Source organism: Rhodococcus sp. T2V (assembly GCF_029269925.1).
Lineage (GTDB): Bacteria > Actinomycetota > Actinomycetes > Mycobacteriales > Mycobacteriaceae > Rhodococcus_F > Rhodococcus_F koreensis.
Window position 1 is genome coordinate 44,666 of record NZ_JARJBD010000023.1, and the last position, 14,843, is coordinate 59,508.

The 14,843-nt window shown below is 65.1% G+C and carries 14 protein-coding genes; 8 read left to right on the forward strand and 6 right to left on the reverse strand.

Going from position 1 to position 14,843, the window contains the following annotated elements; all coding sequences use genetic code 11:
* Positions 1-12: 12 nt before the first annotated feature.
* From P3H15_RS20395 to P3H15_RS20405, 3 genes are read right to left on the reverse strand one after another with little or no spacing between them, the layout of a single operon-like run.
* The gene (locus P3H15_RS20395; RefSeq protein WP_276138926.1) at positions 13-714 is read right to left on the reverse strand and encodes an SDR family oxidoreductase; all 702 of its coding nucleotides are present in this window, start codon (positions 712-714) and stop codon (positions 13-15) included.
* Complete coding sequence (locus P3H15_RS20400) at positions 711-1,160, reverse strand: hypothetical protein (protein WP_276138927.1); 450 nt, start codon at positions 1,158-1,160, stop codon at positions 711-713. The genes P3H15_RS20395 and P3H15_RS20400 overlap by 4 nt, the downstream gene beginning before the upstream one ends.
* On the reverse strand, positions 1,157-1,609 hold the full coding sequence (locus P3H15_RS20405) for a MaoC/PaaZ C-terminal domain-containing protein (RefSeq protein WP_276138928.1): 453 nt from the start codon (positions 1,607-1,609) through the stop codon (positions 1,157-1,159). Before P3H15_RS20405 ends, P3H15_RS20400 begins: the two co-directional genes overlap by 4 nt.
* A 314-nt stretch (positions 1,610-1,923) precedes the next feature.
* On the opposite strand from P3H15_RS20405, the gene P3H15_RS20410 reads away from it, so the two are divergent.
* The 3 genes from P3H15_RS20410 (at position 1,924) to P3H15_RS20420 (ending at position 4,562) form a co-directional block, all read left to right on the forward strand.
* On the forward strand, positions 1,924-3,075 hold the full coding sequence (locus P3H15_RS20410) for an acyl-CoA dehydrogenase family protein (RefSeq protein WP_276138929.1): 1,152 nt from the start codon (positions 1,924-1,926) through the stop codon (positions 3,073-3,075).
* A complete protein-coding gene (locus P3H15_RS20415; RefSeq protein WP_276138930.1) occupies positions 3,075-4,106 on the forward strand; it encodes an acyl-CoA dehydrogenase family protein in 1,032 nt (343 codons plus the stop codon). Before P3H15_RS20410 ends, P3H15_RS20415 begins: the two co-directional genes overlap by 1 nt.
* A 195-nt stretch (positions 4,107-4,301) precedes the next feature.
* Positions 4,302-4,562 carry a hypothetical protein gene (locus tag P3H15_RS20420; protein WP_276138931.1) on the forward strand — a complete coding sequence of 87 codons (261 nt, stop codon included), beginning with the start codon at positions 4,302-4,304 and terminating at the stop codon, positions 4,560-4,562.
* Between the two features lie 339 nt (positions 4,563-4,901).
* Here P3H15_RS20420 and P3H15_RS20425 read toward each other — a convergent pair whose 3' ends face one another.
* Positions 4,902-5,843 (reverse strand): LysR family transcriptional regulator, encoded by a 942-nt coding sequence (locus P3H15_RS20425; RefSeq protein ID WP_276138932.1) that lies wholly within the window; start codon positions 5,841-5,843, stop codon positions 4,902-4,904.
* 213 nt (positions 5,844-6,056) lie between these two features.
* Here P3H15_RS20425 and P3H15_RS20430 point away from each other — a divergent pair, with 213 nt between their 5' ends.
* On the forward strand, positions 6,057-7,415 hold the full coding sequence (locus tag P3H15_RS20430) for an MFS transporter (RefSeq protein WP_276138933.1): 1,359 nt from the start codon (positions 6,057-6,059) through the stop codon (positions 7,413-7,415).
* A gap of 84 nt (positions 7,416-7,499) precedes the next feature.
* Positions 7,500-8,237, forward strand: coding sequence for an IclR family transcriptional regulator (locus P3H15_RS20435; protein WP_276138998.1), 738 nt, complete (start codon positions 7,500-7,502; stop codon positions 8,235-8,237).
* A 13-nt stretch (positions 8,238-8,250) separates the two neighbouring features.
* On the opposite strand, the gene P3H15_RS20440 is transcribed toward P3H15_RS20435, so the two are convergent.
* Positions 8,251-9,120, reverse strand: a complete 870-nt coding sequence (locus tag P3H15_RS20440) for an acyl-CoA thioesterase domain-containing protein (RefSeq protein WP_276138934.1) — start codon at positions 9,118-9,120, stop codon at positions 8,251-8,253.
* A 279-nt stretch (positions 9,121-9,399) separates the two neighbouring features.
* On the opposite strand from P3H15_RS20440, the gene P3H15_RS20445 reads away from it, so the two are divergent.
* Both P3H15_RS20445 and P3H15_RS20450 read left to right on the forward strand, forming a co-directional pair.
* A complete protein-coding gene (locus tag P3H15_RS20445) occupies positions 9,400-10,896 on the forward strand; it encodes an aldehyde dehydrogenase (protein WP_276138935.1) in 1,497 nt (498 codons plus the stop codon).
* Positions 10,897-10,901: 5 nt separating this feature from the next.
* Positions 10,902-11,915, forward strand: coding sequence for a zinc-binding dehydrogenase (locus tag P3H15_RS20450; protein ID WP_276138936.1), 1,014 nt, complete (start codon positions 10,902-10,904; stop codon positions 11,913-11,915).
* A 114-nt stretch (positions 11,916-12,029) separates the two neighbouring features.
* On the opposite strand, the gene P3H15_RS20455 is transcribed toward P3H15_RS20450, so the two are convergent.
* Positions 12,030-13,151 carry an NDMA-dependent alcohol dehydrogenase gene (locus P3H15_RS20455; protein ID WP_276138937.1) on the reverse strand — a complete coding sequence of 374 codons (1,122 nt, stop codon included), beginning with the start codon at positions 13,149-13,151 and terminating at the stop codon, positions 12,030-12,032.
* A gap of 401 nt (positions 13,152-13,552) precedes the next feature.
* On the opposite strand from P3H15_RS20455, the gene P3H15_RS20460 reads away from it, so the two are divergent.
* Positions 13,553-14,707 (forward strand): CaiB/BaiF CoA-transferase family protein, encoded by a 1,155-nt coding sequence (locus P3H15_RS20460; RefSeq protein ID WP_276138938.1) that lies wholly within the window; start codon positions 13,553-13,555, stop codon positions 14,705-14,707.
* The last annotated feature ends 136 nt before the right edge of the window (positions 14,708-14,843 follow it).

Genomic DNA, 14,843 nt, shown 5'->3' on the forward strand with positions numbered 1-14,843 from the left:
CCACGACTGCCTTCAGCCATGGCTGCGCCCTCCGCAGCACGGCAGCACCTGTCCGGTGACGTATGCCGCCTGCTCGGATCCCAGCCAGGCGACAGCCTCGGCGATATCTGCCGGGCTGCCCGGCCGCTGCAGCGGAATGCGCGAGATGATGCGGTCACGCACCCTCTCCGGTATTGCATCGGTCATGTCGGTGGCGATGAACCCGGGTGCCACGGCGTTGACCCGAAGGCGCGGGGCATGGATCAACGCCAGTGACCGGGTCAGACCGACCACGCCGCCCTTGGAGACGGCATAGTTGAACTGACCGACGTTGCCCAGGTACGCGCGTGAACTGATATTGACCACCGCGCCACCATCGACGATCAGCTCTGCCAGATCGGACGTCAACTCGAACGTCGCGCCCAGGTTGATTCGATTGACGAGGCGGAAGCTCGATTCGGTCATGTCCCCGATCAGGGAGTCACGCGTGATACCGGCATTGTTCACCAGCAGGGCCGGTTCCCCGTCCTCGGACCTCAGCGCGGAGCGAATCTCCGCACGACCCTCGGGATCGGCGATGTCCGCCCGTACCGATATGGCATCGATCGAGGCTGCGCTGTCCGCGACTCTCGGATCCACGTCTACGAGGACCAGCCGATAGCCGTCCCGGGTCAGACGCCGGGCAATCTCGTAGCCGATACCGCGAGCCGCGCCTGTGACCACTGCAATCTTCATGGCAGAGCTGCTCCCAAATGTTCCTCGCCGAGTACGAAGGGCTGACCGTTGGCGCCGCGCGTGGCCACGAGGAGATCCACCGCATCGGCAACCGACTTCGGCTCCACATGGTCGGCCACGCCGACGACCGTCACGTAGCCCTCGTGCTTCCGGCGCTCGAGCGCGAGTGCCCTTGCACCACTGAGCAAACCGGCTGCGACGGCCGCGTCGAGCGGCTCGGTACGCCCCAGGAGGGCGGCCGATCGCACGACGTAGACCACTGCGCCACCGGCAGCAACTGTTTTCCGGGTCGCGTCGAACGCGTGGGCCAGTTCGTCCTCCGTCTCCGCCCATTCGAGGAGCCCGGTCCGCGCGACGAACACGAGGCCGTCTCCGGGGTCGGTTCCCGCAGGGCCGGCACCGGTCAGCACCTCACGGAGTTGCGGGTCGTCTGCATGGATCCTCATACCGTCGCCGCCCGCTTCATCAGTGCCACCATCTCTCCTTCTTGCACGATCACATCGTGCTGGTTGAGGACCTGCACCTGCTGGACCATCACGCCTCGGTCGGGCTTCGACGTGGGATTCAGCTCCACGATCTCGTTGACCACCCGGATCGTGTCGCCGATGAGCACCGGGCGTACGAATCGCCAGCGACGAATCTCGGCGAACGCCACCAGGGTGTCGTCGAAGATCCCCAGCCGGCCCCGAAGGCCGGTCACCATCGACAGAACGAGCGCCCCGTGAGCGATTCGTTCGCCGAACTGGCTCTCGCGCATGGTTTGTGCATCAGTGTGCAGCGTATGAAAATCACCGGACACTCCGGCGAAGTTGATTACGTCCGCCTCCGTCACAGTGCGACGAGGCGTCTCGAACGTCATTCCGATTTCAGCGTCGTCGAACCACAGTCCAGCCATGGGACACCTTTCGAGATTTCTTACGGAATTCCGGCTTCGGCCCGTGTGCCGAGCTGCTACCGTTTCACCGAACGTTAGTACCGCCCGGTCGGTACGTCAATATGCGATCAGCCGATGCCACGAGTCAACGACCGAATTAACAACCAGCATTGCGGATATCGAGGCCATTTGCCATAGTTCGTACTCAACACACGCAATTGAGCCGCATTCGGCTAACATTCCAATTGGTCTGTAGCACTCGAGCAGACCTCCCAGACGGCAACGCCGACGACAGCACCCGAAACCGACTCAGCCACAACCGAAGGGATGCTTCTGTGAGAGATCCGCGATTGGTCCCGCCCTTGGCGTCGGACCCACACGATATGGACGACTTGCGCGCCGAAGTCCGGCAGTTCATCGACGCCCAGTCGACCGCCGGACGCATCACTCCTCGGATCGACAGCTGGCTCACCGGCTGGGACGAAGAATTCTCGCGCGCACTCGCAGACCGGGGTTGGCTCGGAATGACGATCCCGGTCGAGTACGGCGGCCGCGGTCGCAGCCACCTCGAGCGTTTCGTCGTCACCGAGGAACTTCTCGCCGCAGGCGCACCGGTGGCCGCGCACTGGATCGCCGACCGCCAGATCGCACCGTCACTCCTCGTGTACGGCAGTGAGTTTCACAAGCAGCGATTCCTACCGGAGATCGCCCGCGGCGAGTGCTACTTCGCGATCGGCATGAGTGAGCCCGACTCCGGATCCGACCTCGCCAGTGTGCGCACCAAGGCCACCCGCGTCGACGACGGCTGGGTTCTCAGCGGTACCAAGGTCTGGACGTCCGGCGCCCACCGCGCCCATGCGTTCATCTGCCTCGCACGGACCGCGCCACTCGATCCCGCGAATCGGCACGGCGGGCTGAGCCAGTTCATCGTCGACCTGCGGTCCCCCCGCGTCGATATCCGACCCATCGTGTCGATGCAGGGCCGGCACGACTTCAACGAAGTCATCCTCGACGACGTCTTCGTCGCCGACGACATGCTCTTCGGCACCGTCGGCAACGGCTGGCAACAGGTCACCTCGGAACTGAGTTTCGAACGCAGCGGTCCTGAACGCTTCCTGTCCACCTTCCCTCTCCTGGCCGACACCGCCGAACAGATGCGCAACGGTGCAGTGCCCCGGCACGCGGACCTGGGGAGTTACGTTGCCCGGACGATTGGCCTGCACCAGATGTCCACTGCGGTCGCCGGCGCGCTCGCTCGGCGCGAACCCGCCGACGTCGCTGCCGCCGTCGTCAAGGTTCTCGGAACCACCACCGAAGGCGACATCGCCGATTTCGCCGACGTCATCACAGATGACTCCGGTCCGACCGACAGCCGGTACCGGGAAATGATCGACGACGCCGCCGCCCAACGCCCCGGATTCACTCTTCGTGGCGGCACGAACGAAGTTCTGCGCGGCGTGATCGCGCGGGGATTGGGAATGCGCTGATGACCACACCGACCATTGTCGACCCGGATCTCGTCGACATGATGTCCGCGGTATTCGCGGCCCACCGCGAACAGAACGAACCCGAAACCGGGACCACCACCTGGGACAGCACGTTGTGGTCGCGCCTCACCGATCTCGGTCTGACCCGCCTCACCGGGCCCGAAGAGTCCGGCGGTAGCGGCGCCGGATGGCTCGAAGCCGCGGAACTGCTCCGCGCTGCCGCGGCGAACGGCATCCGAATCCCCCTGGCCGAACACGACCTGCTCGCCGGTTGGCTGCTCGGCGTTGCTGGGCTGCCTGCAGACGATTCCCGCCGCACGGTCTGCATACTCGATCTCGCCGATACCGCCCACCGGGTGCCGTGGGCTGCTCAGTCCGACAAGATCGTCACGGTGCGGCGCGATGCCGATTCCGGTGCCTACCTCGTCGCCGACATCGAGACGAGAATGCTCACCGTCACGCCGGGGGCCAACATCGCCGGCGAACCCAGGGACACCGTCACCCTCGACACGGCCCTCTCCGGTGCTCCGATACCAGATGCTGCCGTCGATCAGCTACTTCTGCGCGGCGCACTGATCCGAGCGGTGCAGACGTGCGCCGCCCTCGACCGCATCCTCGACCTGTCGATCACTCACAGCACCGAGCGGACCCAGTTCGGGCGACCGCTCGCGAAGTTCCAGTCCGTTCAGAACCTCGTCGCCGACATCGCCGCCGAAGCAGCACTCGCCCGGGCGGCCACCGAAGCCGCACTGAGCGAAGCCGTCCGCTCCGATTGGTCCGCGACGAACCTGAATATCCTTGTCGCCGTCGCTCGCTCCTGCTCCGGCCACGCCGCCTCCACCGTGGTCCGAAATGCCCACCAGGTACACGGAGCAATCGGCACCACCCGCGAGCATCGTCTGCACGAGTTCACCAAACCTGCCCTCGCGTGGCGCTCCGAATTCGGCTCCCTCCACCACTGGGACGACATGCTCACCACCGCAGCGATCACCGCAGGCCGCCGGAACCTATGGTCCCTCGTCACCGCATGATCTGTCGGCAAATCTAGGAGACGGAATGAAATATGTTCTTGTGCAGGCAGTTACATCAGCCCTTCGTGTTCTCGCGCTCGCTCGTGTGCCCGCGCGCGAGTTCGAGTACTGGACCGCACTGTCCAGCCCGGCATCCCCGCCCGCGGCGAACCGACCCGCCCGCAGCTCAGGTGACAACGACATGACGGGGGCACGATGAGTTTCGGCCAGGATCTACCCCGCGAGGCGGTTGAACTCATCACCCTCGCTCGGCAATGGATTCCCTACGGTGGAGTTCCTCCCGAACTGATCTTCCAGACTTTCGGAATCACCGAGCACCAGTTCGCCGACAGACTGTGGGCAGCAGTCCGGGATGCACGCTGCGACCCCCACCTCGTCCATGCGTTGTCGGCTATCTATCCACGCCACGGGTCGCCGTGGGGAGTATCCACGATGCGGGGCCGCTCCCCCGTCTGAGCAATTGCATGTTTCCCGCATTGCGATACAACGTGATTGCAGCTCCTGCCGCGTTACACATATCGAGCTCGCGTTTCACGAATCGAAACTTCGCGTCTTTTCAATCGGCTGGATGGACGCTCTAGTTTCGATGCGAAGGTGAAACTTTATGTCTGCACCGACAGTCGAGGCCGCGTGCCACATCGGTGGGGGCCGGCTCGCGGGCGAGAGGAGCCGCTTACCTCCCGGTCGACCCGACGACCGGCCGGCCACTGGCGCTGACCCCGACGTCGAGCCGGATGGATGCCCGTTCGCGCCCGATGCGGGAGAGCGAACCCCGGGACTCGCCCACCAGTTCACTCAGGACGAATTCGCGTCTGCGGACTCCTCATTCGGGCGGTCGAGCAGCTGGGTGACGAGTGCGCGAGCCGCTGGGCTCGGGCCTCGCCCGTGTGCGGTGGCGAGGTGGATCCTGCGCGCCGCCCACGGTTCGGCGAATTCCATCACCGCGACGCGGCTCATCATCTCGTGACTGAGTAGGCATTCCGGCTGCACGGTGACGCCCATCCCCGCCTGGACGAGACTCATCGCGACCTCACCGCTCCGCACGGAGTGCCTGGAATCGAATTGCTCTCCCAGCCGATTCGCCGCGGCGCGAAACGCCGGCACCATCGCGCGGGCCGCAACCAGCTTTTCGGGCAACAGATCCTGGAAGGTGACGACCGGCTGCTCGGTGAGCGGGTGGCCGAGGGGCACCACCGCGACCAGCCGATCACGACGGTAGGGCGTGACATCCACGCCGTCGAGATCGAGTTCGTGTGCGGCCGCGAAGACCCCGAGGTCCGCTTCGCCGCGCGCGACCTGCTGAACGATCTCGGCGTTCTCGGTCTCGCGTACGGCCAGGTCGACGAGCGGGTATTCACGGCTGTACTCGCCCAGTTCCCGCGCCAGGAACGGCACGATGATCGATCGGGCCGACACGATCGTCAGGTCACCCTGCACTCCCTCGGTCAAAGACGCTATCTCGGAGCGCATCTCCTCGAGGTTTCCGAAGATCGTGCGGACGTGTCGTTCGAGGACCGCACCGGCGGGGCTGGGGACTACGCCCCTGGGCCCACGATCGAGAAGCTTGATTCCGGCGATGTCCTCCAGAGCCTGGATTCGCTTGGTTGCCGTGGACGCGGCGATGTTCTCCCGGATCGCGGCCAGACCGATCTGCCGTTCTTCGATCGCGGACAGAAACAGTCGCAACGTGAACAGATCGACCTGTCGAATCAGATGAAGCCTGTTGAACATAGCCATACCGCCCTCACGATCAGCGAAATACGGACTCGACCATGCCAATCATGCCCTGTCTCTCGCGACCGAGATCGTGAGAGACAAGTTTCGAAACAGGGTTGACGTGGCCCAGCTCACTCCCTAGTGTTCCCGATCATATCATCGTAGTTACGAATGGCGCGTTCATATATATGAAAGGCGCATCCGTCGTCCGAAGTGAGAGAAGAGGCTCGACCCGTGACACAGCCACAGGACTCGCTCCACAACGCCCCCAATCCGCCACGCCGGAAGCCGAAGAACGTCGGCCCCGCGGTAGTGGTCGGCACAGCCCTCGAACTGTTCGACTTCTACCTCTATGCATCGATGGCCGCCCTGGTGTTCGGCCCGCTCTTCTTTCCCTCGGAGAACTCCACGGTCAGCACCCTCGCCGCCTTCTCCACGTTCGCGGTCGGGTTCCTGGCCCGCCCGCTCGGCGGAATCGTGTTCGGCATCCTCGGCGACAAGATCGGTCGCAAGGCCGTTCTGTCGTTCAATCTCCTGCTGATGGGCCTGGCCAGCGGCTGCATCGGTCTGATCCCGTCGTACGAGACGATCGGAATTGCCGCACCCGTGCTGCTGGTCCTGTTCCGTATCGTCCAGGGCCTCGGTGCGGGCGCAGAGTTCGGCAGCGCCATCGCGATGTCCTACGAGCACGCCGACGCGAAGTCCCGCGGACGGCAGGGCGCGTGGCCGGCCATGGGCGTGAGCGTCGGCCTGCTGGCGTCATCCCTGGCCGTGGCCGCCGTGACGAGCCTCGACAAGGCCGACCTCTACAGCTGGGGATGGCGGATCCCATTCCTGGCCAGCTTCGTCCTCGTCGGCCTGGGCTACTGGATGCGGCGGAACCTGCCCGAGACCCCCGACTTCGAACGGGTCGCGGCCGAAGCGCAGACCCGCGAGAAGAGGCAGCCGTTCCGTGACCTGTTGAAGAACCACTGGCGTGGATTGACCGTCGTCGCCGTATCCACCATCGGAGTCAACGGCATCAGCTACATCTTCAAGACGTTCTCGCTGTCCTACCTCGCCGAGTTCCGCGACGTCGCCGCCAACGTCGGCGCGTTCGGAATCAGCCTGGCCAGTGCCGTCGCGCTCGTGACCATCCCCCTCGCGGGGCGGCTCTGCGACAGCGCCGGGACCCGCCGCGTCATGCTGATCGGCGCGGGCTGTGTGGCAGGACTGGCATTCCCCTTCTTCTGGCTCCTGAACACCGACCGACCGGTCTACATCTGGCTCGCACTCATCCTCACCGTCGGAATCGTCCAGCCCACGCTGCTCGCGGCTTCCGGGTCCTTCCTCGCCCGGCAGTTCCCACCCGAAGTCCGCGCCTCGGGCCTCGGCGCCGGACGGGAAGTCAGCGGCGCACTCGCCGGCGGCCTCGCTCCACTCGCGGCACTGACCATGGTGTCACTGTCCCCGACCCACTCCACCTGGGGTGTCTCCCTGATCTTCGTGGTCGGCGCGATACTCATCGCGGGTGCGGCACTCGGTGACCAGTACCGCACCATCGGCATCAGCAACCACAAACCTTCCGCCGAAAGCGCTCCCGCCGTTCGGTGATCCGGCTGGGGCACTGCCCGACGTGGCGGTGCCCCAGTCACCTGTAGGCTGATTCGATCGGTGATCGAGAAGAGGGAGAGCCACGTGCCGCCGGTTGCTGGTGAGGCGAAAGAGCATCGCACGGTCTCACGTGTCATGACGATCCTCGAGCTCGTCTCCCGGAGCACGGACGGGCTGTCACTCGCCCAGCTCGCCGCAGCGCTCGACGCCCCCCGATCGTCCGTGCATTACATCGTGAAGGGCCTGGTCGCCACCGGCTACCTGACCGAGAACGGCGCCTACACCCTCGGTCCCGCAGTGGGCACACTGCTGGCAGCGCACCAACCTCCGGTCGACCGCGTGGCCCGGGCAAGTTTGGAATCGTTGCACCGCCGCTTCGACGAGACGGTCACGCTGTGCATTCAGATCGGTGAATCCGTCGTGAACATCGACATCATCGAGTCGACGCAACCGATCCGCTTCTCGCCCGCACTCCACGTCCGGCGCCCGCTCTTCCCGTCCACCGCCGGCAAGTGCTTCCTGGCCTATGCAGATCAGCGGTTCCGCGACACCTACCTCGACACCCACATCGAGGAGACCGACAAGCGCCTGCAGGCACGCGAGGAACTCGACCGCATCGCACGCGACGGAATCGGATACGCGAGCAAAGAAGTGACACCCGACCTCGGCGGCGTTGCGGTCCCGGTGTTCCACCGCGACAAACACGTTGCCGTCCTCACGGTCGCCGGGCCACGAGCCCGCATCGATACCCGACTCGAAGAGATCGCCGACGCCGCGATCACCGAAGCCCGGCACGTGGCCGAGCGCCTGACGGCGCAGTAATTGCGCCGGGACCTCAAGTCGCGGCACTCGAATTCGTTTGCGGGGCAGCACCGTCCCCTTGACCGAACCCCCGGAGATCGACGGCGCGCCGGGCGTTTCCGACCGCGGAGACGGTGACCGAACCGACCACTCCCAGCCGGTCGAATACGAGGCCCGTGCCGACGGAAATGCCGTGTTGCTCGGCCCGATCGAGTGCCGCCAGTCCGAGTTCGAGACCCTCCGGCAGACGTGCCAGTGCGAGAGTCACGTCAGCGTTGATGAACTCCAATCCCGCACTGCCCAAATTGCTGATGACGTTGGCGGCGTCCGCAACGCTCGCGGCCATCTGGAAGGCCGTCAGTGGCTCGCCCTCGACCACCGGGATCGCGAATTGCCAGATCTGCTTACGATCACCGTTCTGCGGTGCGTCCGCGGGCAGGGTCCAGCCCGCACCGTCGCTGCAGTACAACCGTTCGGCAGTCCCCGCCGCCCGCTTGCAGTCGTCAGGGGGCGGCTGCGGGCTGTTGCCCGAAGCCCACACGATGCCGTCCGGTGTCGTGGTGGGGCTCAGATACAGTGCGCTGGCCCGCGCGACCGCTTCCCCGTCCTGGCTCAGCACCGCGTCGACGAGGCACAGGCGGCGCCCTTCGCGAACTACGGTGGTCGATGTGACGGACGGTGTCATCCCCGCGGGACGGAAGAGGTCGAGGGTCCACCGAACCGGCTGAAGGTCCTGCCGCCCGAGTTCCTCCACAGTCTTCTCGGTGGCACGAGCAAGAGCCCCACTGACGGCCATGCCGCGCATGTGCCCACTGCCCCAGCCACTTCCGGCGGGTGATTGGGGCACGTATTCCTCGGACTGCACACCGCGACCGGGCGCCAAGCGAAAGAAGGCGGACGTCATCCTCGATTCTCCTCTTCTTCGTTTCGAATCGGAACGATCTCATCGCATATTACGGACCGTGACAGTGTCACGAGGAAGGGGATCTACCGTGGCCGGTTCCGCACATGGAACTCTTTCACAGATTATCCTCGGTACGAAACCGCGTCAATTTCGTATTTTCGAATCATCTACTTCTCGGGAGCGAAGCGCCTTATTTCCATTTTACGAACTGGCGATTTCTTCCAGAGAAACCGCAGTTCACAGTTGACGCCACGTCATTTCACGGCGTACATGTTGCGTATGCCACAAACGGAATTGCGCGTTTTCGACAAGCTCTATATCGGTGGTGAATGGGTCGACCCCATCGACGGTGTCATGGCCGAGAGTATCGACCCCGCATCGGGAAAGCCGTGGGCGGCGGTTGCAATGGGGGGTGCGGGTGACATCGACCGCGCCGTCTCGGCAGCGGCCGAGGCGTTCGCGGGCCCGTGGCGCCGCACCCCCGGTCATGAGCGCGCAGCGTTACTGCGACGGTTCGCCCAGCTTTTCGAGGAAGCGATTCCCGAATTGGTGGAACTCGAGTCCCACGACTCGGGCGCCCTGAAGTCCGACCTCCGCGGGAGTCTGGCTGCACAAGTGCAGTGGTACTACTGGTTCGCCTCGCTCGCCGACAAGACCCAAGGCCGCACGATACCGATGGACGACACGGTGCACGCCTTCACCACCATGGTGCCGATCGGTGTGGTGGGTGCAATCGTGCCCTGGAATGCGCCGTTGCTAACCACGTGCATGAAGATCGGGCCTGCCCTCGCTGCAGGTTGCACGGTCGTCCTCAAGCCTGCCGAACAGACTCCGGTGTCCGCACTCGTCCTGGCGCAACTCGCGGAGAAGGCGGGGTTCCCACCGGGTGTCCTCAACGTCGTCCCCGGTTACGGGCGCACGGCCGGTGCGCGACTGGTCGCTCACCCCGACGTCGGCAAGGTCTCGTTCACCGGCTCGACCGACACCGGCCGGCGGATGGTGGTCGACGGCACCGATAACCTCAAGCGATTCACCTTCGAGCTGGGCGGCAAGGCGCCGCACATCATCTTCGGCGACGCCGACGTCGATCAGGCGCTCAATGCGGCCACCGCCTCGGCGTGGCGGTTGTGCGGGCAGAGCTGCGCGCTCGGGTCGAGGGTGCTGGTGGAGCGATCGATATACGACCGTGCCGTGGACACCTTCCGCACCCGGGCCGCCCAGGTACGTGTCGGCATGCCGGCCGACGAGACCGCACGCATGGGACCCCAGGCGCACGAAGAGCAACTGAACAAAACCCTGTCGTACGTGAAGATCGGCCAGGAGGATGGCGCCGAACTGGTCGCCGGAGGCGAACGGATCCTCACCGACGAACTGGCACCCGGTTACTTCGTTCAGCCGACCGTTTTCGCCAACGTCTCCAACGACATGCGGGTGGCGCGTGAAGAGATTTTCGGCCCGGTGGTGGCACTGATCCCGTTCGACGACGAAGAAGAGGCCGTCGCCATCGCCAATGACACCTCGTACGGGCTGACCGCGGGACTGTGGACGGGCAATATCGGTCGCGCGCATCGGGTCTCGAACCAGATCGAAGCCGGATCGGTATGGGTCAACACCTACTCGTTCGTGCGGTGGTCACTTCCCTACGGCGGCTTCAAGGCCAGCGGTTGGGGCCGGGAGAACGGCATCGACGCCCTCACCCCGTACATGGAGACCCGTACGACGGTCATCGGCCTCACCGCGCAGTTCCCCAACTATTTCGAGAACACGGAGGATTGATCACGATGCGTGCAATTGCCTTTCCGGGCGACGACACCACTGTCATCAGAGAGTTCGACGACCCTGTACCCGGGCCCGGCGAGGTCGTCGTCCGGGTCCGAGCCTCGGGAATGTGCGGAAGCGACCTCCTGTTCCGTCGGGGCGCGATAGCTGTCGGAACCGACATCATCCAGGGCCACGAACCGTGCGGGGACGTCCACGCCGTCGGTGACGGTGTGACGCCGATGATGGCGCGCGTCGGCGATCGAGTGATGATCCACCACTATTGGGGCTGCGACGCGTGTCCCGCCTGCCGCTCCGGCTGGCCGCAGATGTGCGAGCGCGAACCATCGAAGGTCATGGGAATCTCCGCGAACGGTGGGCACGCCCCATTCCTCAAAGTGCCTGCCCGCACTCTCCTGCCGCTTCCGGACGCCTTGAGCTACAAGGCCGGGGCAGCGATCGGGTGTGGAACCGGCACGGCGTGGGGTGGCCTGCAACGGCTCGGCAATGTCGCCGGGGACACGATAGTGGTATTCGGCCAAGGCCCCGTCGGTCTGTCGGGCACGATGCTCGCGTCGGCGCTGGGTGCGACGGTGATTGCCGTGGACATCGATGACAACCGGCTACAGCGCGCCAAGAGTTTCGGTGCGGCCTCGACTGTCAACTCACGGTCCTCAAATGTGGTCCATGCGATCGCCGACCTGACGGGTGGACGCGGCGCACCGCTGATTCTGGAGACTTCCGGCAAAGCCAACGACGATGCTCTCGCAGTACTCGCACCCTGGGGGCGCGCATGCTTCCTCGGCCTGCCCGGGCATATCGAGTTCGACGTGCAGGCTCACTACAAGAAGCAATGGACCTTGATGACGTCGTGGACGATGTCCACGATCGAGCAATTGCGGTGCGCCGAGTTCATCGCCGCACGGAATCTCCCCATCGACGACATCTACACCCACACCTGGTCCCTGGATCAGGGTGTGGAGGCGTACGAATGGTTCGCGCAGCAGAGCGACGGCAAGGGTGTTTTCGAGTTCTAGCATTCAGATCGCCCGGCCGCCGAAGCGCCCTCGGCAGTGGCGCTGACCATTCACTGATCCATCCCGAACGGGTAGGGGCGGACGCGCGTCGCGCATCCGCCCCTACCCGTCGGTTCAGGAATCGAAGACCACGACTCCACGCAGGTTGCGGCCGGCCTTCATGTCTTCGAAGCCGACGTTGATGTCGTCGAGGGAGTAGCGAGTGGTCACGAGCTCGTCGAGCCGAAGCTGCCCGTTCTGGTACATCTGCAGCTGTGCCGGGATGTCCGCGGTGGGGCAGCTGGCCCCGAACAGGGAGCCCTGCAGCCGCTTCTGGTACAGGACGAGCTCGTGCAGGTTGATGTCACCGTCTTTCACCGCGACATCACCGAGCCCGACCGCCACACACGTACCCGCCTTGCGGACGGACTGCAGACCCTGCCCCACATGACGTCCGCTGGTGACGCCGACGGTGACAATCGTGGCGTCGGCGCCCTGACCGTTGGTCATCGACCGGGCCACCTCGGTGGCCTCCTCGATGTCGGCGACGGCATGGGTGGCCCCGAGCTTCAACGCCGATTCGCGTTTGAACTCGACCGGGTCGACGGCGATGACGGCGCCCGCGCCGGCGTGTGCGGCACCCTGGACGGCATTGATCCCGATCCCGCCGATGCCCATCACGATGACGACGTGCCCCGGCCTGATCTGTGCGGAGTTGACCACCGCACCCCAGCCGGTCCCCACGCTGCACCCGGTCAGGCACGCGACGTCCAGTGGGATCGAGGGGTCGATCTTGATCGCCGATGCCGTCGAGACGGTCACGTATTCGCAGAATGTTCCCAGACCGGCGAGCTGTCCGACCGGGGCACCGTCGAGGGACAGTCTGAACGAGCTCGGATCGTCGAAGCGGGCACCGGTGGCGAGGAAGCGGCCGAGATCGCACAGGTTCTGATGACCGGTGGCGCACCATCGGCAGCGACCGCACACCGGGAGGAAGGAAAAGACCACGTGGTCGCCCTCGACGAAGCCTGTAGTGCCCGGTCCCACTGCCTCGACGACCCCCGAGCCTTCGTGGCCACCCGCAATCGGGAGGATCCCCGGTTGCTGGTCACCGGTCGCGAAGTGGTCGTCGGAGTGGCAGAGGCCGGTGGCGGCCATCTTGACCCGGATTTCCCCAGGCCGGGGATCATCGACCTCGAGCTCGACCACCTCGTACGAGCCCGGCGACTGCCGCAGCACAGCGCCCCTGGTCAGCATGAGCGAGCCGCCCGCGCGCTGGAATCGGATACCGCCCTGCCCGCATCGACGCGATCATTCGGTGTTCTCATGGTGCATCCACTCCTCTTGGTGACGATCCCGCTGGTGAGCGCCGGTGAACACCGGCGTACGTTCGATGACCCCGACCGGCAGACTGCGCACGGTGTCGGCCGTTGCCGAACACTGCGCCGCTGTCTCCGTGCGCGGATTCATCCGCAGCACGGGAAGAAATACTGCCTCCGTGAATGGTGTCACTGTGAAGGCGAATTCGTCAATGGTGGCATAGAATTGGCTGAATAGATCGATGGAATTCGGTTTGCCCGAATCGACACTTCACGTTTCTTCAATTGGAACCGACTCCGGTGAGCAATAGACTCGAGGTGGTCGATTGGAGCCGAAATATGAAGAAATCCCGTGGCCCGCTCGCGGGCGTCAAGATCGTGGAACTGGGCGGCGTCGGGCCCGTTCCGTTCTGCTGCATGCTCCTGTCCGACTTGGGGGCGGATATCATCCGGATCGACCGACCGCCGGGCTACGACGGTGGCGCGCCGGTGGATCCGCGCTTCAATCTCCTCAATCGCGGACGCCGCAGTGCAGCAATGGATCTGAAGAACGAGGCGGCCGCCCCTGCGATTCTCGACCTGGTGCGTCGAGCCGATGTGCTGGTGGAGGGATTCCGGCCCGGCGTGGCGGAGAAGCTGGGGATCGGCCCGGACGACTGTCTCGCCGCGAATCCCGCGCTGGTGTACGGGCGGATGACCGGCTGGGGGCAAGACGGACCGCTGGCTCAGTCCGCGGGGCACGACGCCAGTTACATCTCACTGACCGGCGTACTTCACGCCATCGGGCCCAAGGATGGACCACCGACGCTGCCGCTCAACCTTGCCGGCGACTTCGGCGGCGGCTCACTGTATCTGGCGCTGGGAGTGGTTGCGGCTCTTCTCGAGAGCCGGCTGTCCGGCCGCGGGCAGGTGGTCGATGCGGCGATGGTGGACGGGTCGGCGTCGTTGATGACCCTGTTCTACGGCCTTCACGCAGCCGGATACTGGCGCGACGAACGCGGAGCCAATCGGCTCGATTCGGGCGCGCCCTGGTACCACGTGTACGAGACCTCGGACGGACGCTGGCTCAGCGTCGCCTGTAACGAAACCCGCTTCTGGCGCAACACTCTTCGCCTTCTCGGACTGAGTGAATCCGACATGCCCGATCAGCACGACCGGACCCGCTGGCCGGAGATACAGGAACGGTTCGCCGCGGTGTTCCGAACCCGCACCCGCGACGAATGGTGCGCCCTCGCCGATGGGGAGGACGCGTGCTGGGCGCCGGTGTTGTCGTTGACCGAGGCACCGCAGCACAAGCATCTCGTTGCGCGCGGCACGTTCACAGAGGTCGACGGCGTGGTGCAGCCGGCTCCTGCGCCGCGGTTCAGCCGCACTCCGGGCGCGATCCAGGGCCCGCCCGACGCGCCCGGACAGCACACCGACGACGTTCTCGGCGACTGGGGTTTCACCGCCGAACAACTCGCTGCGCTCCGCACGGCGGGCGCAATCACCTGACCCCTCGGCTGTGCCTCACAACAGGATTCGCACTCGCCGAATCGTTGATTCGAAAAGAATCACTAGGTTCGGCAACCGCGCAGTTCTACGCTTTATTCAAGCGGTGCAACCGAAATACGGGCACCATTCCTTCCGA